This is a genomic window from Edwardsiella piscicida, assembly GCF_001896205.1.
Classification (GTDB): domain Bacteria; phylum Pseudomonadota; class Gammaproteobacteria; order Enterobacterales; family Enterobacteriaceae; genus Edwardsiella; species Edwardsiella piscicida.
In genome coordinates this window covers 1,853,200-1,873,836 of sequence record NZ_MPNU01000001.1, presented here as the reverse complement: position 1 = coordinate 1,873,836, position 20,637 = coordinate 1,853,200, and the positions used below count along the sequence as shown (strand labels likewise).

Below are 20,637 nucleotides of genomic sequence, written 5' to 3'. Positions count from 1 at the left end.
CTATTGTGGAAAACCACAATAGCGTTTGATTGCTGACCTATATCAAAATTAACCATCGACTGAATTTCTGAGCCTGAATACCCGATGACCCCGCTGATGCGCTACGGCAGCCCATGGCTGGCCCTGCTTTTGCTGCTCCCCGCCCGGGCGGCACCCACGCCGCCGCAGACGGTAACCATTGGCGTGCTGGCCACCCGCGGAACCCAGATGGCCGAGCGTCAGTGGCAGCCGCTGGCCGACTGGCTCAGTCAGCGACTGCCCGCCTATCGCTTCCACCTGCAACCCTATGACATCAGCGCGCTGGACAGCGCCGTGCGTCAGCAGCGGCTGGATTTCGTGATTACCAATCCTGGACAGGCGGTCACGTTGGGACGGCACTACCCGCTCTCTTGGCTGGCGACCCTGAAAAGCCCGCAGCGCCACGGCAATACCAACGTCATCGGATCTGCGCTGATCGTGCGCAGCGACAGCCGCCTGCGCCACCTGGCCGATCTGCGCGGCAAAAATATCAGCGCCGTCTCGCCCCAGGCCTTTGGCGGCTACCAGACGCTGCTCTACCGCCTGGCGCGCGAAGGCTATGACTACCGCCACTTCTTCGCCCAAACTCGCTTTGCCGGCTTTCCGCTGGATGCGCTGATCTACCGCCTGCGCGATGGTGAAACCGACGCCGTGATCGTGCCGGTCTGCCAGCTGGAAACCATGGTGGCCGAAGGACTGATCGCCCCCGGCGCCTTTCGGGTCATCGATAATATCGCCCCGCCCGACTTTCGCTGCCAGAGCAGCACCCTGTTGTACCCCAACTGGTCATTTGCCCGCACCGCGCAGGCCAGCCCCGCGCTGGCCAAACAGGTCGCCGGGGCGCTGTTGGCCCTGCCGGAACATCACCCGGCGGCCCAGGCCGCCGGATCGCGGGGCTGGAGTGCGCCGGAGAGCGCTTACAGCGTCGAACAGTTTTACCGGCGCCTGGAGGAGACCCATCCCCCCGGACTTACCCTGCGCGCCCTGCGCTGGCTACAGGAGAACCAGGCCTGGCTGTGGGGCGCGCTGGGGGTGCTGCTGCTGCTGACCCTGTACCACCTGTGGCTGGAGTGGCGCTTCCAGCGTACCCAGCGGCGCCTGCTGGACGCCGAGGCGGATCTCAACCGTAAGCGCCTGGCGTTAGAGCACGCTCAGCGCGTCGCCATCGTCGGAGAGCTGGGCACCAGTTTGGCCCATGAGCTCAACCAGCCGCTGGAGGCGATCAAAAACTATGCCGACGGCTGCCTGCTGCGGGCGGAGCGGCAGGCCCCCGTCGATACGCTGATCCCCGCGCTGGGACACATCCGCCAGCAGGTCAGCCGGGCCGACGCCATCGTCAAGCGCCTGCGCAGCCTGATCCGCCGCACGCCTGAGCCCAGCCAGATCCTGGCCCCCCATGACGTCATGGACGATACCATGACCCTGCTGACCAACGAGCGGCGCCGCCACGCTATCACGCTAGAGCGACAGCTCAGCGGAACGCCGATCCGCGGGCGCTACGACGCCGTTGGACTGCAGCAGCTGCTGCTTAACCTGCTGAAAAATGCCATTGAGGCGCTATCCACCCAGACGCCGCCGCGCCGCATCACGCTCGATCAGCGCTATCTTCCGCAGGCCTACCGGCTCACTATCGACGACAACGGCCCAGGTCTTCCCGGCGAGAGTCACCGCGTCCAGCAGGCCTTTTTTACCACCAAGCCCGATGGCCTCGGCCTGGGGCTCTCCATTTGCCAGCAGGTCACCGAGACGCTCGGCGGCACCCTGACGCTGGAGAACCGCCCGCAGGGCGGCTGTCGGGTCACCTTGACCCTTCCCTATCCGGCGGAGGAGACGCCATGAACACACCCGCTACGGTCTATATCGTCGACGATGACGCATCGGTGCGCGATTCGCTGGGATTCATTCTCGAAGGATACGGCATGGCGGTCGCCGCCTACGCCGACGGCAACGCGTTCCTGACGGGCGCCGATCTGACCCTGCCCGGCTGCGCGATCCTGGATCTGCGCATGCCGGGACTGTCCGGCATGCAGGTGCATCAGGCCCTGCGCGAACGAGAGAGCGTGCTCGGCGTTATCTTCCTGACCGGCCACGGCGATGTCCCCCAGGCGGTCGAGGCCCTGCGCCACGGCGCCTGCCATTTTCTGGAGAAGCCGGTGGAGAGCGATAGCCTGCTGCACGCCATCAGCGCCGCCCAGCGCGTCTCCCTTCAGCGCTCGCGCGCAGCTCTGATTCGACAACGCCTGGCGCGTCTGACGCAGCGGGAGCGGCAGACCTTCGATCTGCTGTGTCAGGGGTTAAAAAATCAGGCCGTCGCCGACCGCATGCACGTCTCGCTGCGCACGGTGGAGGTACACCGCGCCAATATCAGCCGTAAGCTGGAAACCGCCTCACTGATCGCGTTTATCTGTCAGCTGAACGCCGAGCCCGCGGGCGACATCTGTCCATCCGCCTCAAAATGAATATTGTATATGCCAATTACAGGGTGTATATATTGCATATGCCATTTAGGAGAACCTATGCCCAGACCCAAAATCCCGCGCCGGATCTGCAGTCATCCACAGCACCGCTGTTTTAAACCCAACGGTATGCCGCTGCAGCAGTTGGAACAGGTCACGCTGGCGCGCGATGAGTTTGAAGCCCTGCGGCTGGTCGATCGCGAGGGGTTACAGCAGCAGCAGGCCGCCGCAGAAATGGGCGTCTCTCGCCAGACGCTGGCCAATATTCTCAAGCGGGCGCGCTTTAAGCTGCTGGACTGTCTCAGTAATGGCAAGGCACTGATGATTGATGAGCTGTAAGGAGAAAACGATGCTAACGGCTATTCCCATGCACGGTAACCGTATCGCGGGCCACCTGGCCCGAGCGCCTCAGGTGGCGATCTTTGACCAACGGGGCTGCGAAATCGCCCGCTATGATAATCCCGCCGCCGCCGAGCACTGCGCCGGGAAAAAACAGCTGCTGGCCCTGCTGCGCCAGCATCAGGTACAGCGTCTGGTGGTACGTAACGTCGGCCAGCACATGGCGCAGCGTCTGTTGGCGATGGGGCTGGAGATCCGTCTGACCAAGGGGGGCGATCTCCAAAGCGCCTACTGCCAGGATCGCTGCCCGCTGCCGGCGCTCACCGATCCGGCGCAGGCCCGTCCGCCGCGCAAGGCGCACGACGGCGCGCACGGCTGCGGCGGTGGGTGCCACCACGGCGCGGAGCCAGCCACACCCTCGCTGCTGCAGCCGCGTCACAGCCAGAACGGCGCGCCGCACATCGTACGCTGCCAGCGTATCTAGCGCCTCATCGGCCGGACGCGAGCGCGCCCGGCTGCTCCATACGAATCTGGCATCGATATGAGGAAATAAAATTTGCGTAAGATCACTTTTATCGACGCCACACTATCATTAGCTATGCCGCTCCTCCACGCTATCCCGAGGCCGATCATCAAACATCACACGCTTTTTGCACGTTGTCTGTTGGGTTGCAGCGCCTTCGCGCCGACGTATGCCCTATCCGCAGCTGATGTCAGTGGCATCACCCATCATGTTGTGCAATTTCCCAAAGGCGGATCCAACGCGACGATAAAAAGCCGTATTAAAGGCGAAAACGTCCTGGATTACACGCTAATTGCCGCGAACGGACAGCATATTCGCATCACGCTTAACGGCGCTTCGTCGACCTACTTCAACCTGATGGCGCCCGGTAGCACAGGTGAGGCGCTCTTTAACGGCGCGATGGATGGCGATAGCTACCAAGGCATTCTACCGATGAAAGGACAATACACTGTACGGGTCTACCCGATGGGCGCTGCCAAGCAATCCAACACAGCGCACCCCTTTACCCTGAAGATCGCGATCGCGGGTGCCGCGACAGCGCAGGCAGCAAAGGCGACCGCGGCCAGCGGCAAACTACCCTGCGCACAGCAGCGCAGTCAGCCGATGGGACAGTGCCCTTTTAGCGTCACCCGCACCACACCGGGTGAGGCCACCGTCACTATCACCCTGCCAGATCATCGGCAACGGGTCCTGTTTTTCACCCACGGTAAACCGTTAACGGCCGATCTGAGCCAGGCCGACGGCGATATGACTTTTACTTGGCATCAAGAGGGCGATCTGTTCCTGATCCGCGCGGATCATGAGCGCTATGAGGTCCCCGACGCCGTCATCCGCGGTGGATAACCGGCTGTCGAGCCCCCCGCATAAACTCAGCGGGGAAACAGCAGCGCCGTATATTTTGCCGACACGGCGCCACTGTGCTTACCGTCAGGACCGTAGTAACGATCCGCTCGGCACAGGCGCTCGTGGGTATCGCAGAAGATCCCGTTGGCAAAGGTAAACTGGGTCAGGTCAAAATCGCCCTGCGCGAAGAGCCTCTGCGTCGCCGCTCGCCCCAGGTATTGCATCGTAAGCGCTCGGGAAATTCCCTGACTGTCCGCGCAGAGGTAGCGATCGCACAGCACGCCGGGGCGCGGCGATCGCAGCGCCTCCGGGGGCGCGGCATAGGCCGCCATCGCCGGCAAAGCCAGCAACAGCGCGCGGGAAAACCATCGACAAACGCGTCTCACTCTATTCTCCTTAGCATCTCAAACGGCGCCCGGCGCGGACATCGCCGGTGAGACACCGGCCGCTCGGCGAACGCCCTGCGGCCCAACCTAAAAACGGTAGCCGAGACCGACGTTAACCCCATTCACGTGACGACGCTGCCCCTGCACGCGAGTTTGCGACCCCTCATAGCCAAGGTTCGCCGTAACGTGCGCGCTCAGGTTGACCAGTACGCCGCCGCCATAGGCCAAGGCATTGACCGTATCGGCATAGTGAATCGGCGCCTGCCCCGCGCTACTGACGTAGTCCCGCGCCATCTGGCTGTGAGACATTCCGGCCGCCGCATACAGGCTGACGGCCTCATTCAGCCGCCAGGCCGGTCCTATCAGCAGAGAATTATAGCGCGCCTTCACGTGATCCTGCGAGGTGACGCCCCACCAGTGGGTCGTCGAATCCACATCATTTTGCAACACGCTCAGCGATGCCATCACGCTCAGCGCGGAGTCCCACTCATAGCGATACTGCAGATTCACGCCGGGCATGTTTTTAAAATTTTGTACCTTACTCTGCGCATAGCCCAGCGACAGCGTACTGCTCCCGGCCTGCGCCACCTGCGCAGTCAGGATCCCCACCGCGCCCAATACCAGTCCAGCGATCTGTTTTTTCATACCTGTTCTTCCGCATTACCCTTGGCCTCATCCCCTGCTTCGGCGGGGGGAGTCGCGCGTTCCCACGAGATGCGACGTCGCTCCCCCAATGGCCTCCTTTCCTGACGCCGTGTCGTATCACACACCATGCAACATCAACCGCAGTGAAATACCGCGCCGATCTGACGAAAATGAAGCCGGGCTGCGAGCGCTAACCGGGCCCGGTCGGGCGAGCCTCACGATGTATAAAAAGGGGAGATACGCACGCCGCGGGCGCTGAATAACCGTGCCGCCCGGCGACGGCTGAGCTGAGCCAAGCTGAGCTGAGCGACGCTAACGCCGGCGCGCACCGTGCAGATCACCGAGATAGTGCGAGTAGACGAGCCATCGTCAGCGGAATAGCGCGCGCCCAAGCCCCTCCCTAGGAATCGCGGGAACAGCTGACCCCCACCTCACCTACGCCGCGGGTTTGGACTCAGGGCAGCGCCGCCTGAAACCGCGGTCCATTGACGATCCGCACGCGGCGACGATCCGCACCGCCAAACCTGTTTTCCCCGACCATCCGCGCTGGCTGAGAAGCTATACCGCCGCACGCCTGCGCCCGCCCCCCTGCGCCCGCGCGATCAGACCCGATATGACGCGTCCGAGCCTCATCGCGGTTACCGCCGCCACAGCGTCGCCCTATACCATGGACGCCGATGCGGCGGAGAATCTGGCGCTGCGTGACGCGCAGTCTGAACAGGGTGAAGCAAAGCCGCGGAGAGTCGGTGGCGCACTGGGGGGATGTGATATTCGCGAAGCGCCCATTCTTGGGGGAAGGATAGCGTATCACGCTTTATATCTGGAACCTCTCAGGCCACATATAGGCTGGGTATAGGCGCGCGATAACAAGATATCAAACAAAATAGTGACGTTGCTGATTTGCTTTTATTTAGACTGTGTATTATCAGAGGTTTAGTCAGTATATTGGGGGAATTAACGGTAAAAGAGTCATTACACGCACAACCAAGGTGAGCTTGTAATACAATGATTATATTGAAATAAAAAAAGACCTAACACGATTCCTGTGTCAGGTCTAGGGGAATGGCTCTTTTGGAGAGCCGTGCGCTAAAAGTTGGCATTATGCAGGCATTGAGTGCCTTGCTCTATAATCGTAGCCCATCTGCGCCGTTTTGCCAGTTTCACCCTGGCACCGGTTACGTGGGTAGGATTATAGAACCACGGGGAGAGGTCAATCAAACCACCGGTTCACCCGCATCACCGCCTGCTGCACGATGCGGTTGCGGCGCGCCAGTAGCCTGTCGATGCGCTGACGCTTTTCCTCGGCGCTGAGGCTGGTGTGCAGCTGCACCAGCTGGATCTGGCTGTTCAGCTGGCGCACCTCCCGCTGCGTCCGGTTGAGCCGGCGCCGGCTGGCCAATACCCCGCGCTTCTCCACGCTCAGCGCTCGGCTATCCTGAATGCGGTGCTCTCGTTTCCAGCGCTGAACCGTGCCATAAACCTGATTCGCCTGCTGCATCATGCGGTAGAAATCGTCGCTGTACTGGGTCGATTTAGCCGGTGCTGCCCCCCGCAGAAACGACCTGATCACCGGCAGCTCATCCAGCCGCAGCGCCGGGCGCTCGCCGTACTCGCCCATCCCCCGCAGCACGATATCCATCGCCCCCAGCACGTAGGCGCCCAGGGTGCCGGTATAGCCGGTGATCAGGTGATCTATCTTTTTCGGTGACCAGCCAAGCTGTTCACCGACCTGGCGCGCCAGCAGGCTGGTACGCTGATCATAGCGGGCACCGGCCAGCAGGTTCGCGTCCGCCATCCCCTCGATAGGGTTACCGCTGAAGAAGTCGTAGTTCACCAGGTTCTCGGCCAGCGGCAGCGCGATCTGCGGGATCGGGTTAAACGCCAGCTGCTCCATGAAATTATGCGCCACCAGCTTGGCGAATTTTTTCCCGCTCTCTTTTCCGCCGATGGCGCGGATCATCCGCTCCGGCAGCGTCGCGAACATCAGCCCAATTTCGAACGGCTTCGGCAGGCGGAAGTGCTGATCGCCGATGAAAAAATGCCAGTAGATATCCTTGTCCCAGTCTGGCAACGCCTCATAGCGCTCGTCATCCCAGTTGGCCGCCAGCAGCGCCACGGAGGCGGCGGCGATCAGACCGCCCCGCGTCACCACCGCCTGCGGGTTAGCTTTCACCGCGCGCGCCAACTTGCCCACCCCCTGCATACGGGCGTTGAAGAAGGGCAGCATGTCCGTCAGCGCGATCATGCTCTTTGCCGCCCCCTGCATACTGAAGTCCATCAGGTCGCGCGCCTCAAAGGCCGCCTGCGCGCTGCCCTTACCCGCCGTTAACGCCGCCTGATACGTCGCGACGCGGTTGGCATTCTCTGCCGCCTCGCTCAGGTGGCGATAGCGCGACCAGACTCCGCCTAACCGACGCAGTGCGTCCTGTCCATCGCGGAGAATGCTGGATTCAAACCGGCGCACCTGGCTGTCGCTGTAGCCCTTGCGGCGCAGGATAGCCCGCATGCTCTGCGCGGTACTGGCCGGATCATAGGCATTGGCATAGCCGCCGCCAAAGGTGGCGCCGGCGAACATCATCTCGATCAGCGTATCATCCTGGCGATAGGCTTTTTTCAGCCCGCCCCAGGCGCTGGTGACCGCACGCACCCCATCCTGATTGATGGCCCAGGAATGCAGCGAGTCGCGCATAAAGTTACGGATGATAAAATCCGGCATACTGGTGGTGCCGATGGTCAGAATGCGTTTGGCCTGACGCGCGGCCCGCATAAACAGGGCATTACTGCGCTCCACATCCATCATGGTGATGGCCCGGAATAATGCCGGATCGCTCACCTCGACCAGCTGCTCCTCACCCTCTAGATAGACTTTGGCAACGCCTTGGCGTTTGCCCAGACGCTGGTAATCGATGCGATTGGGCTTCTCGATCGTCTCAATCACCCCGCTATCCGCCAGATTGACCACCATCCGGCGCATCGCCTCGTTCTTCATCGCTGCATCGATGGCGCGCGCGGCGTAGTTCACCAGATTCTCGACCGGATCGTTAATCGCCTGTTCGCTCCCTTTCAGGCGCCGCACCGTGCTGCGCTGGTTGGCTATCCCGCGGGTAGACCAAGGGCCCACGACACGCCCATCCTCCGTCTGGCGGAAATAGGGTAAATACCACGCATCCTCCCACGTGGCACGGCGCTCGGGAGAGATGAGCCCGGTGGCCTGCTGTAAGTCCAGCAGGGATTTAACCAGCGCGTCATACTTCACCTTCTGCCGGGCAAAGAGCGTCTCCTTGCCGCGATCCCGCGCCTTCATATGGCGAATTTCATCGGTGCTGAACAGCTTCTCTCGCCCCTCTTGCATCAGGCGTTCGGAGCGATGCCCGGCGATCCAAATAAAGAAGTCCTCGCGGTGTTTCCCCAGCGCATCCAAGATCCCCAGCAGCGCATCCGATTTGCCGCTGCCCGCCTTGCGTTCAATGACGCCGCTCTGCGGGTTGTAGACCGGCAGGCCATGCTCCAGCGTCGCCGCCATCACCGTATTGGCGCCGGCGGCCAGGCGGGCGGCAATATAGGCCGAACTGGCCGCCTCCGCTTTGCCTTGGCTCTCCTCGGCATACTTGATCGGCGCCAGACCGTCGAAGGTGGCGGTATTCAGCCGCCGCCCCAGATCACGCAGCCATCCCTTACGCGCCGACGGGCTCTGCGCTGTCCAATCGCGATAGACATCGTGCGCCTTATCGCCCCAGCCGCGCTCCGGCTCTAACCCCATTTTGCGCCGTATCGTCTGCTCAAGGGCGGTGCCCTCTCGCGAGTAACGGGCCTGACTATTGCGCACATCCTCAGCGGAACGTATCGTTGGCTCAGGTGAAGGATGCGTGTCCGACCTATCGGGCTGATCCCTTGCCGACGGCTCCGGGTAAGAATGCTCCCCTTTGGGCAATTGAAGCCCACTGTGCAGAGGGTTACCGGGGGCTTCTTTTTCCCGCCGATAACGTACCGAACCATCACTACCGCTTGCTGGGAATCCTTGGCGTAGCCGCTGCCCCAGGGTGCGTAAGGTATCCCGTAGATAGATGCGATTCTCGGCATCGACCGTGGGCAACAACCCGATGCGGTTAAGGAGCGTTTTAATCAGCGAGACGACCCGATCCCACAGCGCGCTAAAGCGGCCCGGCATCTGTTTTTCTGCCATGTGGGCCAGAAACTCCCCGGCCTGTACCGCGACCGGCTCCTGTCCATAGGCGGCATCGATTCGGCGCCAAATCTGTTGGATAACCGCATCTCGGCTGGCGCGGGTCTCCATCACCCGGTCAATGATGCGTTGGTACTCCTCGGGCGTAATCACCTGCTCTAAGGCGTGATGGATCACTTCATGGCGCAGCTTTTCCCGCACCATGCGCGGCGTCGGGAGATTGTCGGCGATCAGCACGATTTCCTGCGACTGCGGGCGGTAGAAGGCGTGAACCTTACCGTACTGCGCCAGCGGTTCACCGGCTAAGGGCTCGGCCTCTTTCTGTGTCTGCACGACCCGCACCTGCAGCGATGGCGCATTCAGCTTGCGCAGGACGCCCCGCACGATGGCATTAATCTGTGGGATCGGGTTATTCCCGCTGGCGACTTCTGGGCTGTGCCCCGTCTCCGTCAGTCGGTTGCCGTCGCCCAAAACAGAAACGCCTCCGTGGGGGGAGGCGTTTTGCGCGGCGCGGTGGGTTACATCAGGTGGGAGAGATCCATCTCCTTCAGGGCGCTCTGATTGCGCAGATGCGTCTCCCGTTTGTCGCGCTGCAAGGAGGCGATCTCGGATGGCGTCAGCGTCCCCGGCGCGAAGGAGGTAGTTGGCTTCAGACTCGGTGAGTCCGCTGAAGCCGTAGCCAAATTGTTGCTTCCACCAGTTTTCAAGGTTGCTCCCTCCTAAATGGGTGCGCAGGCGCGCCAGCGTCGCGGCCGATAGCGCCATTTTTGCTGAATACTTTTTCCCCGTCAACGCCGAGGCGCCGATCACCTGTCCCCCCTGCGCCTCGATATACCCCCGCAGCCCGGCCAAGGTGCCCCCTTGCGTCAGGGTATCGTCCAAGATGAAATAGGGCACATCGCGCCGCACCTCGCCGGCGAAGCCGGGCTGATTGGCCAGGCGGCCAAAGCCATCCAGTCCACTGCGCCCCACCCGCATGGCTTGCACAATGTTGTCATCAACGTGTTGGTGCAAAATATGCCCCAACATATCCGCCATCGCTTGTGGAATTTTATTGCGCCCGCTCGCCTCCTCGGCATGAACGGCGGTCAGCAACACTTTACGGCTATCAATAATTCTCCGAATGTTATCTATCGCGGCCTTATTCAATACGTCCGAGACTAGGCGCCGAGCGGCAAATTCATCCCCGCCTTTTGCCGCCGCATAGTCAGGGTGCGCCGTTGCATCCCCCAGCCGAGCATGCAGCACCACATCGGGAAAATCGGCGGGCCAAGGCGGGCGCTGAGCCGGAAGCGGCATCATCCGCCCGTCTGCAACGTCAGCCTCCTCCCGCGTAAACTGGGCCTGATCATTCGCAGGGAAGATCTGTTGCTGACGATGGCCATGGCGAATACCATCGGAAATTGCGTCCACGGCGTCGTACAGTTCGCCGAGCCTCATGCCTCCCGTCACCAGCCCAGCGCGGCGCAACCCGCTCTGCACCGCGTGTAAAACGCGGGCCGGAATAATACGTCGCCCAGAACGGGCACCACGCTCCTTTCGCTCCTGCTCGGCGGCTAAGGCAAAGACCTCTTCAGCCTGGATAGACCCAGACTTATCCGCGTACCTCCGCCTGACACGCGCCCAAAATGGCGCTAGCGCACTCTCTCCTTGCGCCGCCATAATCGCGTCAAAAATCTGTCTTTTATCCGCTGGCGTAAAGGTGTTGAGGCCGAAGTGGCCGAGGATTTCGTGTCGCAGGGTGCGTCTTGCATCGGCTTCGTCTCGGATGCTAGCCGCGTTGACCAATACAAAGGAGGGTCGCGTAACGTTATCAGTTCGGGGATCTCCAGATACTTGCCCTCCCCCTCCGTGGGGGGCGCCGGCGGTGGTTCGAAGCGCGTTATTCGCATCGGGATATCGAGATACTGTCCTTCCTCCTGTCCCTCCGTGGAAGGCGCCGGCAATACGTCCGCCGTTTTCTCTGGTGGCTTGTGGTCCATAAGCATCCTCCTGACGCCGATAAACCCTAATCTCTATGGGAATATTACCCTTATACGCCTGTTCAAAATCTTGGACAATCTGCGATACCCGCTCAAAAGATAAGCTGCCGCTTGGGCGATCGGGCTGGTGTGAATAAAACGTCTTCGGGCGGGGTTCCGGCGCGATCTCGGTCGATGCTGGGATAGCCTGCTCGACGTGCTCCCCCTTATTGTCCGGCGGTGCCACATGCAAAGGCAGCCCGCTAGCCTGCGATGCCATGGACATGGGCGAGACCTCTGCGGCCGGCGTTGGCGCAGGCGCTGTTGAGGATTGCGTAGCCCTCTGTGCCGAGACGGGCAACACCGCCTCATCAGGGCGTAAAACCGTGCGAACACCCGCAGAAAACGCGGGCCCTGGCCCCGTTGGCCTATCGTCCACCCGTACCACCGGGCCCGGCATCGGGAACCCCCGCCCCAGAGAAATATCCCCCGGTGCGGGTAACCGCGGAGCCCGCTGCTGGCGGGAGTCTTCCGCCTGTAATTGCGTCTCCCATTCATCAGGCGTCAGTCCCTGCTCACCGCGCCGTATTTGCGCCTGGACCAGCGCGGTAGCCGAAGGTGCCCCAGGCTGAGACAACGCCTGCTGCAGCGGGCTGTCCTCCGCAAACCCCTGAATGCGCGGATCCTGTCGCAAATAGGCCGGCTGCAAGGAAAGATCAACCGTTTTCTCCTCATCGTCTGGCGCTCTCGCCCTAAATGGATCGGATGTCCCCCCCAACGCCCGTCCCTCGCCGGTCATATACTCAGGGAGCCCGGCACCCGTACTGATATCTGCTTTCGGTAACGGCGCAGCCTGCCATGTCCGCAAGGCCTCCCGTTCAGGGTTCGCCTGTTCCTCACCCTTCCCCGATGAGGCATCCTCCGCAGGACGTGGGGTCGCCGTAGCTATCCTCTGCCCTAGGATCTGGCGGGCAGCCTCCCACTGCAGCTGTTCCGCCGCCGTGCGCGTCGCCTTTTCATTCAGCGTATGGTACTGCGCCAGCAGATCGCGTCGAGGTAGCCTGCGCAGCTGCAGCGCCGCTGCCTTGACCTCATCGTCATGCTCCAGCGCCTGCAGCCGCTCATGGGCCGCCCGTTTTTTCTCTGCCGCATCCGGCGCCTCGGACAGATCGGCATCGACGTAATGCTGCAAGAGCGCATCGCGATCCAACGGCGCAAACTGGGTTTGATAGCGCTGATACGCCTCCGGCGTCTGCGCTTCTGCCGCCTCTGCGGCAGCGTCGGCCGTCGTGTTATCATTTTCAGCCTGTGGCGCGTCTTCAGCCTGTGGCGCGTCGCTTGGCGCCTGCCACCGCCCCGGGCGACTCGCTCCCGCCAGCGTCCCCCCCATCACGCCGCCGATGGCCACGCCGCCGAGCGCCTGGTTCATCACCGCCTCAGAAAGTGGGCGCTGCGGATCGGCCGTCTGCAGAGCGTAGTTTTCCGCCATCTGGCTCAGGGCGGACTGCGGCATCTCCTCCAAGATACCCTCTGCTACGGCGCCCTTGGCAATACGCTTCACGATCCCCTGTTTCAGCTGACCGGTCATGATTTTGGCGAGCACCGTATCACCTTGACCGCCGAACAGGCCGGTCGCTACGCCCGACATGAGAAACGCCTTGGTCGAGGCATCCTCCGCCAGCGCCCGGCGTATCGCCTCCACGCTCATCCCGGAGGCCAACAGGTTCTGCGCCGCCTCCGAATGCTGCAGCACATCATCCGGCAGGGCATAAATGGCCTCTTTAACCGCACGGGATGACGCGCCTCCGGCCAGCACCCCCTCCGAGATGGATCCGGTCAGCCTGGCGACCCGCGCCGCGCTGGCCGCTGCCTCTCTGGCCGCGACCCCCTGCGCCACCTTCGCGCTGTAGGTAAGCTTAGCCAGCCTCATGGCCGGTATCATGGACACCACCATACCCGGCAGCGACTCGACGGCCCCGGCAAAATAGCTGCGCGGATCGCCCCAGGCCTCCCCAAAGCCCTGACCGCTCTCCCAGAACGTCTTGTCCCGCGCCTGCTGCATATCCGCAGACAAACGGCCCACGGCCTTCTGCTGAGCGTCGCGCCAAAATGTCGCTTCATCAAAACCGGGCACTTGATTCGCCAGCAGATCGGTGGCGACAGACACCACGCTGTCTGGCATCGCCTTTCTCGCTACCTCCCGCAGACTGGCGGCCGTCGAGACCGCACCACTCAGAAGCAGGTTGCCGGTATCAGAGAAAAGAGTGCCGCTGTCTTCCTCTAACGCATCAGAAAACCCGGCGTATTTCTGGGGATCATAGCTGTCCCAGTAAGCCGACAGGCCTTCATCCGGCCGCTGGATATTCAAGGACTGCCGCTCGGCGGCGGATCGTTGCTGTTCAGGGCGCAGATCTTGGGGGGCGTTCGCCACGGGATGCCTCCTGCTAAAGAGAGATGCCTGTATTCAGACGAAAAAAAACCGCCTATCAGCGGTTCGGGGAAGGAAAGGAGACGCCATCAATGGTCCTCAAGCGGCGTGGACAATGCGCCTGCCTGCGGGGGCTCCTGGTGCGCCCGCGGGTCAGGTTTGCTCTGACTGCGCGTTAACGCCCGCTCCATCGCCATCAACTCCCCCGCGATACGCGCGCGGCTTTCTGGCGAGGTGGCCTGCTGCAGATCACGGCGCAGAGCGGAAACCTTAAGCTTCAGCGCCTCACCCCCCTCAGCAGACCGCGCTTTCCCGGCAGGGCTCTGCCCCCGAGCATCGGCATACATGGCATCCAATTGACGCGCTGTCACCGCTGCCGGCAGCACTCCCCGCCGGCTCCCCTCACGGACAAACGCCTGCTTGTCGGTATCCTTCCCCGCCCAGCGCTGGAGAGCAGCAGGCAAGGTTTGCCCGCCCGGATCATCCGCGGCGCCATAGCCGAAACGCTGATCAAGCCGTTCCCGCAGCCCATCATAATAAGCCTGCGTTTCTGCCCGTTTGCCCGGCTTCTCAATACCGTACAATGCGTCGGCCTCCTCTTTGTCCAGCTCATAGGCATAACGCTGGTAGTCACGAATCATGCTGTTATCCCCTTGATTAACCGACTCGGGGTTAACCAAACGATGCATAAACTCGACCTGCTGGGGCTGGTTCATGAATCCCACGGTGCGGACGTAGTTATACATTCCCCCCAGCAACGCCTCTACGGGGATCACTGGCACGGTATCCCGCGGATCGGCGGAGCCATGGCGGGTCAACGGCTTTTCAGCTGACGAGCCATCATCGTAGGTGACCTGCAGGGTTCCGATAAATCCCTTATGATCGGCGCTGCGCCCCAAGTGTATCAGTCGGGTATCCGTAATCGTCTTACCGCTTGCGGGATCCCTCTGCCCGACGCTGCGCTTCAGATCGGCATCGAATGCCTGATTCAGTATCGCCATCGCCTCGGGGCCGTTGTAATCCAGCTCACCCGCCAGCACCCGAGGCACCTCCTGAATGATCGCTTTGGCGACGCCGAGCGGCTGCTCGCCAAAATAGTGTGCGGGGTGCAGTGGGCTGTCCGCTGACACCTGTGAAAATATCCGATTGGCCTGCTCATACTGTCCGTTATGTAGAGCATCATAGCCCGCTTTAACCAGCGGCATCTCCTGTCGCAGACGCTGCTCACGTTCATTCTGCCCTCGCTGATACGCGTGCTCATCCCTCTCCTGATTGAATCGTTCCTGCGCTAACGCCTGCCCCATCGTCCAGCGCTTATCCTGTACGGCATCCCGCTGTTGCTGGTACTCCCGGTTCCACCGGTTCTGCTCCTGCGTCTGGTTGAACAGACGATCGGTGTTATCCTGCTGGCGCTGATTCTCCTGCTCGCGCAGCTTCAGTGCATCACGGCGGCTCAGCGCGGTGTCTGCCACGTTGAACCCGGCTAACAGCCCCTCAGCCAGCCCCTGGATCCCCATCGTTTCATCCTCCCGTCACACGCTCAGGAAAACAGCGCCGAGGCCAGCAGCCCCAAAACGCCACCAATCACGGCGCCGACGGGACCGCCAACCGACGTCCCCGCCCCCACATAGGCCCCCACGCCGGCGCCGGCGCCCGCAGAATTCAAGCGGGCAGCCTGCTGCTGCTGTTGGATCTGCTTATTCGCCATCTCTCGCTGCCTCTCGCGCTCAGAGCTCTGCTTTACACCCTGCACGGCCTGGCTACGGGCCTGGCTGCCCACATCGATTAATCCATATCCCATTAAGTGCTGCCCCCCACCCTCATCTGCTCACGTACGCCCGCGGAACCGCCAGTCAGGATATTCAGCTGACGATCCTCTGCCGCACCGCGAATACTGTTTTTAGCACCGGCATGGGCCAGCGCCGTGCGCAGTCCCAAACTGTTGTCCTGCGGATCTCGGGCCGCCGGCGCGCCATAGCGGGCCATCTGATTGACCTGCCCGCTCAATGCCGAGCGCAGCGAGTTCTGGGTATGCCTATCGGCCCGGGAAAGCTGATCGCTTAACAGTCGATCGCCCGCGGCATAATCCATCATTTTTTTCAGCTGCGGATAAAACCGTTTTTTCCAGTCCTGATATTGTTGCCGGGTCAAATCGGCATAGGTATCGGATGCCCATCCCATCGCGTCCTCCTGTCAGCCCTCCACACCTTACGCATCCTTTTTCTCGGGTGCGCCGTAGCTACGCGTTGCGATACCGATACCGGTTCCGACGGCGCCCCCCAGCGCCAGCCGATCATTGATATGGGTATAGGCATCGCTGGCCGCGCGGCTTTGTGCCGCCCCGGCGATATCGTTAAACCCGCTCAGCGCATCGGCCTTTTGCCCCGTACCGATAGCGGCGACGTCCTGCAGGCCGGCGATATAGCGGTCCTGTTGGCTGCTCTGCGCCCGATTCGCGGTGTCGATCTGTCCAACCACCTGATCGCTGACGCTATCCCGCAGCGCTGCCCGAAACTTGCCGCTGCCCGGATCGACGCCCGATGCGCTCAGGGCATCTGCCGTTTGCTTTCTGGCGTGGCCAAATGCCTGCTGATACCCTAAGTTCACCTCACCGGCCAACTGGTCATAGCGCGACGGCGCGTTCAGCTCCCCGACCTGCCGTATAAACAGATCTTCGAAGGGCCGTAATTCCTGCTGGTACAGTTTCCACTGCTCCAGCGCCACCTCCGCGGCGGCCTTTTCCTGTGAGGTTTCCTTAATCTCCGTGCTGCCACCCTTTCCCATCGTCGCCCCCTTAAAGCGGAATTTTAAATCGCAGAAACGCCCCCTCATCCGCCAACCGTTCAAATCCCAGCCGTCCCGCCAGCCGGACAAACCCACGCCGACGGGTCGCGAACTCTGCCCAGTGTCCCCCGACCTGGCGGGTCATCATCTTGACCAGCGGGGTGTAACGCCGCAGACCATCGGGCAAGGTGCTGGCGGCCAGCCAAACGACGACATACGGCACCCCGTCACGCAGCCTCAGCCGCAGGACGAGCCGAACCTGCTCAGAGCCAAGGCACAGCGCCTCTCCCCGCCGGCATGTCCGGTTGATGTCATCAAGCAGGGATTGGCCTCCGTCATCGGCGGCGGCGCGGATAAGCTGGTGATAGAGGGCGGGCGTCACGCTTTAAACGCCATTAATAGCAGTGAATCGGGGTAATATTGCTTATCTTTATTGCTATTTTTGCTGTGGTTTCCCCCATCGTATCCAATGGAAACCGCTGTATCTCGAGGTAGCGATGACATCCATTGACCCGCGCTGACCCCATCGCCGGACTGGGTACACAGCCGCACTGTGGCGCCATCGACAACCAAATTGACGTATCCCCCATCATATGAGAACGATCGCCGCTCATTGCCATCACCGTGGGAGCTGGTGCTTTCAAACGTCGCCCCGGAAACCACACAGGCGGGGATCACTAACCGCCGCTCAAAGGGGGCCGGCTCAACCACAATCGTCTGGCCATTCAGAAGGGTCCAACATCTGACGATATCGCCCTTAATCGACTCGGCGCGGATCTCTTTGACGTCACAGGTTTCATCGATTGTGACCCGGCTCAGGGTGCCACTGGTGGCGTGAATAGTGCCGCTAATGTCCGCATGACGCGCGCTGAGTACGCCATCGGTCGTCAGGGAAAAGGTCGGCGGCTCTCCAAGGCTGATTATCTCTGACGCGTAGATCTGCGCGGCGCTGATATACGGAGCGCTGATCCGAATGCCGGCCATTACCTCATCGGCCACGATACGCTGTGCCTGCAAAATCTGGATGGTTGCCTGCTCGATCGCCGCCTTTGTCATGACGACGCGGCCGCTGTTGCCATCCACCACAAACGGGAATGAGTAGGTGCCGTCATCGTTGGGATTATTGGGGTCAAAAATAAAGAATTGCGTGGCTGCAATCGCCACCTGGCTCAAGACGTTGCCCTGAGGATCGCTGCCGGCGACGATGCCGATGCCTGCGCTGATGTCTCCGACGTGGTTTTTCTGGCGCCACAGCGACTGAAATGCCTGGCTCCCCGCCCGATCGATATCGCGGAGATTTTCCCGCGTTTCGCTCAGCGCTTGCTGTTCCGCCTCCTGCTCTAAGGCCAGCGCGGTAATCAGCGGAGAGCCATTAATTTCACGCGCAATCAGTGACACGACGGCATCGATCTCTGGATGAGTCTGCGCCGCCGTCCCCGCTGGCGCATTGAACGGCCCGGGCACACCGGCCGTATTGACGAAGCGTATCCAGTAAAATCCCTGCCATCCCGGATCAACCGGGTCACCGTAGATCACCGATGCCGACGTCGCCACCAGCACGGCATCGGCCAAATTATCCTGCGTATGGCGGTAAATCTCTGTCAGGGCATGGCCGCCATACGTCGGCGCACGCCACTCCAAGAGCACGGCGCTAAATCCGCCGCTGACCTGCAGCCCCTGCGGCGCCTGCGGCGCCTGCGGAAAATCGACCCGGCGGCGATCGTCGGGCCAGGCCTGTCCCCCCAGGCCCGGCCGCAGCTGCAGGCTCCCCCCCTGTCCACGGAGGGGGCGCGCCAGCCCCAGCGCGACCAACTCCCGGGCGGTAATGGCCTTATCCTGCCCGTCACCGCGCTGTCCGGTCATCAGCTCAACGTTTTCATACAGCGAATCCAGGCTGCGTCCGGCGCGAAACGCATGGCGTTTACTCATCAGAATGCCTCCGGGAAACCTCGGCCTTGAGGGAAGCGCGCCGTCAAGGTGGCAGCGTATCCATCGATGTGCTCAGCGTCAGGCGCTCGACCGATGCCGTACCAAAGCACGCGATCTGCCAGCGACGGCCGGACAGTATCGGCAGCTTCACGCAGGGCTCCGTCAGTGCGCCAGGCGGCAGACTGAATGCCACCTCTCCGTCAATCACAATCTGGATCCCCACCCGCAGCAGCTGGGGGCTGAGCACCCGCAGACACGCAAACGACACGGCGGCGTGGGCCAAAAACACCCGGGATCGCCACTGCATCTGACGAGGCTGTGTCCCCTGCTGCAGCTGATATAACTGCCGCCGCCTCACCACATACAGCTGTTCGTTCTCCAGTCGATAGCCGGCGCACGCAAAGTCGGTATCCACACGGCGAAGATCCATCGCCCGCGGATCGAAAACAAATCCCGCGGGACGATCCCGCGCATCCCGGTACAGGGCAAAATACTCGCCCTCCACCCGCCATGCGCGGATAGTTTCAGGCTGAAAACGCTGGCGCCACTGGCGCGGCTCAACAATCGCCTCCGTTGCCACCAACGCATTGCCGGCAGCATCGACAGACACCAGCCCATTGGCCGCGGCATACAGCACAAAGCCATCCATCTCGACCATGCTGTCTGCGCTGAGACACGCCTGCATAATCGGCAGCTTGCTGCTGGTCATACTGCCCGGCGAGACGCCGCTGAACAGATAGGCGTACCCTTGTGTCGCCACAACCAGAGCGGTACCCAGCGCGGCAATAGCCACAATATTGTGCTCAATACTCTGTCGATAGGCACTCGGCCAGGCATAGGGTAAATAGGGCGCAGAAAACATCACCTCATTGCCGGCAAACGCCGCCGCAATGCCGTTCGCCATCAAACACAGCCCCACCATATTGTCCGGCGGCATCAGGTAGTCATAGGTTTCCAACGCACCGCCCAACGCCGCAGAGGACAAGCCATCGACATACTCCTTCTGGGTGAGAGCCAACTCTGCGACCAATAGATAGTCCGCCGCCCCGCCCCCCGTAACCGAGCGGTAAAGCCGACGGCGGGTAAGGTTGTGGTTTTGGATAACCGGCGAAGTCAGATGCAGGGTGACCCGGCAGTCGGGGGTCGGAATGGTCACCTCGCGAGAGACCGGCCCCGGCGGCCCCTCCTCCCCATAGGCCGTGACATAGGTTTCGACATAAAAACGGGTTTCATCATCCAGCGGGTCGTTTCTCTCCTCCCCGTTCGGATTCGTAATTTCACCGATGCCAGGGGGATGTCCCGGCGCCGGAACACCGAGCCGGTAGCTGGCCGCCGGGTAATGCCCGGCCCCCTGAGTCGCTATCTGGGCACTGGTCACCCGGGGCGCCTGACCATCGGTAAAATAGACCCGCCCATACTTATCCTGTGCCACCGGGCTGCGTATGGCCTGAACCCGCCCCACCCAGGCAAACCAGACATCATCCCGGTAATGAAACAGCGTCTGGGGATCGAGAGAAAAGGAGATCTCCGCATCTTTATCCGCATAGAGCGGCGTAATGACGCCGTGCCGGAAATGACAGTTTTGAGCCAGGGTGGCATTGGTTTCAGGCAACAGGTGGCTAACGATCCGGGGCTGTTCACCGCGCATCAGAGAGATATCAATTGTAGTCATATATCTTTTTAGAAAGACCTATCAGACATATTGATGGGGGGACACGCCAATGCGCATATGCTTACCGAATTGAAAATTAACGATCATTCCCGGGGCTATCACGGCCACTCCCCCCGGATGACCCCTGAGGTCCCTGTGGGCCTGTGGGGCCTGTGGGACCAGGAGGGCCAGGAGGGCCTGGGGGGCCAGGGAGCCGAGACAGTGCCTCTATCTGCTGAAGGGCTTGCTGTGCCAACGTAGTAGCATTAACCGCTTTCTCAAACGCTATCCTCACCGCATTCGGCGTCGCTGCCTGCATAGTGGTGGTGCTGCCGAGGCTGTCGTTGAGCTGCACAATCCCCGCCCGCGTGATGCTGGCCTCAGGAAGCGGCGGAGGTGGCTGCATAAGAAAGGCATCTGCTCGCTCGTACGCTTTACGCACCGCATTGGCCGTCGCCGCCTGCGTAGTGCTGGTGCTGCTGATGCTGTCG

Annotated in this window: 16 protein-coding genes; 5 read left to right on the top strand and 11 right to left on the bottom strand. The window is 61.7% G+C overall.

Annotation, left to right across the window (positions count from 1 at the left end):
* The first annotated feature begins 84 nt into the window (after nucleotides 1-84).
* From BRD58_RS08680 to BRD58_RS08660, 5 genes are all read left to right on the top strand, one after another.
* Complete coding sequence (locus BRD58_RS08680; protein ID WP_073382375.1) at nucleotides 85-1,857, top strand: sensor histidine kinase; 1,773 nt, start codon at nucleotides 85-87, stop codon at nucleotides 1,855-1,857.
* Nucleotides 1,854-2,477, top strand: a complete 624-nt coding sequence (locus BRD58_RS08675) for a response regulator transcription factor (RefSeq protein ID WP_012848489.1) — start codon at nucleotides 1,854-1,856, stop codon at nucleotides 2,475-2,477. The genes BRD58_RS08680 and BRD58_RS08675 overlap by 4 nt, the downstream gene beginning before the upstream one ends.
* Nucleotides 2,478-2,534: 57 nt before the next feature.
* A complete protein-coding gene (locus tag BRD58_RS08670) occupies nucleotides 2,535-2,813 on the top strand; it encodes a DUF134 domain-containing protein (protein ID WP_015461422.1) in 279 nt (92 codons plus the stop codon).
* A gap of 10 nt (nucleotides 2,814-2,823) precedes the next feature.
* Entirely contained in the window at nucleotides 2,824-3,297 is a 474-nt protein-coding gene (locus BRD58_RS08665; protein ID WP_012848486.1) for a NifB/NifX family molybdenum-iron cluster-binding protein, read from the top strand.
* 72 nt (nucleotides 3,298-3,369) lie between these two features.
* Nucleotides 3,370-4,179 (top strand): hypothetical protein, encoded by an 810-nt coding sequence (locus BRD58_RS08660; RefSeq protein ID WP_073382372.1) that lies wholly within the window; start codon nucleotides 3,370-3,372, stop codon nucleotides 4,177-4,179.
* Between the two features lie 26 nt (nucleotides 4,180-4,205).
* Here BRD58_RS08660 and BRD58_RS08655 read toward each other — a convergent pair whose 3' ends face one another.
* From BRD58_RS08655 to BRD58_RS18375, 11 genes are all read right to left on the bottom strand, one after another.
* The gene (locus BRD58_RS08655) at nucleotides 4,206-4,565 is read right to left on the bottom strand and encodes a YcgJ family protein (protein WP_078057724.1); all 360 of its coding nucleotides are present in this window, start codon (nucleotides 4,563-4,565) and stop codon (nucleotides 4,206-4,208) included.
* Between the two features lie 87 nt (nucleotides 4,566-4,652).
* On the bottom strand, nucleotides 4,653-5,210 hold the full coding sequence (locus BRD58_RS08650; protein ID WP_012848483.1) for an Ail/Lom family outer membrane beta-barrel protein: 558 nt from the start codon (nucleotides 5,208-5,210) through the stop codon (nucleotides 4,653-4,655).
* Nucleotides 5,211-6,420: 1,210 nt separating this feature from the next.
* Entirely contained in the window at nucleotides 6,421-13,785 is a 7,365-nt protein-coding gene (locus BRD58_RS08645; RefSeq protein WP_073382368.1) for an LPD38 domain-containing protein, read from the bottom strand.
* An 86-nt stretch (nucleotides 13,786-13,871) separates the two neighbouring features.
* Complete coding sequence (locus BRD58_RS08640) at nucleotides 13,872-15,299, bottom strand: cytokinesis protein SepA (RefSeq protein ID WP_073382364.1); 1,428 nt, start codon at nucleotides 15,297-15,299, stop codon at nucleotides 13,872-13,874.
* Nucleotides 15,300-15,322: 23 nt separating this feature from the next.
* Entirely contained in the window at nucleotides 15,323-15,583 is a 261-nt protein-coding gene (locus BRD58_RS08635; protein WP_073382359.1) for a bacteriocin, read from the bottom strand.
* Nucleotides 15,583-15,963: a hypothetical protein gene (locus BRD58_RS08630; protein ID WP_069578585.1), complete on the bottom strand. Its 381-nt coding sequence runs from the start codon at nucleotides 15,961-15,963 to the stop codon at nucleotides 15,583-15,585. Before BRD58_RS08630 ends, BRD58_RS08635 begins: the two co-directional genes overlap by 1 nt.
* 27 nt (nucleotides 15,964-15,990) lie before the next feature.
* Complete coding sequence (locus BRD58_RS08625; protein ID WP_073382355.1) at nucleotides 15,991-16,566, bottom strand: hypothetical protein; 576 nt, start codon at nucleotides 16,564-16,566, stop codon at nucleotides 15,991-15,993.
* Nucleotides 16,567-16,576: 10 nt separating this feature from the next.
* Nucleotides 16,577-16,948 (bottom strand): hypothetical protein, encoded by a 372-nt coding sequence (locus BRD58_RS08620; protein WP_069578582.1) that lies wholly within the window; start codon nucleotides 16,946-16,948, stop codon nucleotides 16,577-16,579.
* Entirely contained in the window at nucleotides 16,945-18,495 is a 1,551-nt protein-coding gene (locus tag BRD58_RS08615) for a phage tail tip fiber protein (protein ID WP_073382352.1), read from the bottom strand. The genes BRD58_RS08620 and BRD58_RS08615 overlap by 4 nt, the downstream gene beginning before the upstream one ends.
* Nucleotides 18,496-18,538: 43 nt before the next feature.
* Nucleotides 18,539-20,167, bottom strand: a complete 1,629-nt coding sequence (locus BRD58_RS08610; protein WP_073382350.1) for a hypothetical protein — start codon at nucleotides 20,165-20,167, stop codon at nucleotides 18,539-18,541.
* Nucleotides 20,168-20,243: 76 nt separating this feature from the next.
* Complete coding sequence (locus BRD58_RS18375) at nucleotides 20,244-20,630, bottom strand: tail fiber protein (protein ID WP_408731673.1); 387 nt, start codon at nucleotides 20,628-20,630, stop codon at nucleotides 20,244-20,246.
* Between the last annotated feature and the right edge of the window lie 7 nt (nucleotides 20,631-20,637).

Coding starts and splice junctions, on each gene's coding strand:
- BRD58_RS08680 (WP_073382375.1), top strand. CDS start 85: ATGACCCCGCTGATGCGCTACGGCAGCCCATGGCTGGCCCTGCTTTTG.
- BRD58_RS08675 (WP_012848489.1), top strand. CDS start 1,854: ATGAACACACCCGCTACGGTCTATATCGTCGACGATGACGCATCGGTG.
- BRD58_RS08670 (WP_015461422.1), top strand. CDS start 2,535: ATGCCCAGACCCAAAATCCCGCGCCGGATCTGCAGTCATCCACAGCAC.
- BRD58_RS08665 (WP_012848486.1), top strand. CDS start 2,824: ATGCTAACGGCTATTCCCATGCACGGTAACCGTATCGCGGGCCACCTG.
- BRD58_RS08650 (WP_012848483.1), bottom strand. CDS start 5,210: ATGAAAAAACAGATCGCTGGACTGGTATTGGGCGCGGTGGGGATCCTG.
- BRD58_RS08640 (WP_073382364.1), bottom strand. CDS start 15,299: ATGGGGATCCAGGGGCTGGCTGAGGGGCTGTTAGCCGGGTTCAACGTG.
- BRD58_RS08635 (WP_073382359.1), bottom strand. CDS start 15,583: ATGGGATATGGATTAATCGATGTGGGCAGCCAGGCCCGTAGCCAGGCC.
- BRD58_RS08630 (WP_069578585.1), bottom strand. CDS start 15,963: ATGGGATGGGCATCCGATACCTATGCCGATTTGACCCGGCAACAATAT.
- BRD58_RS08625 (WP_073382355.1), bottom strand. CDS start 16,566: ATGGGAAAGGGTGGCAGCACGGAGATTAAGGAAACCTCACAGGAAAAG.
- BRD58_RS08615 (WP_073382352.1), bottom strand. CDS start 18,495: ATGAGTAAACGCCATGCGTTTCGCGCCGGACGCAGCCTGGATTCGCTG.
- BRD58_RS08610 (WP_073382350.1), bottom strand. CDS start 20,167: ATGACTACAATTGATATCTCTCTGATGCGCGGTGAACAGCCCCGGATC.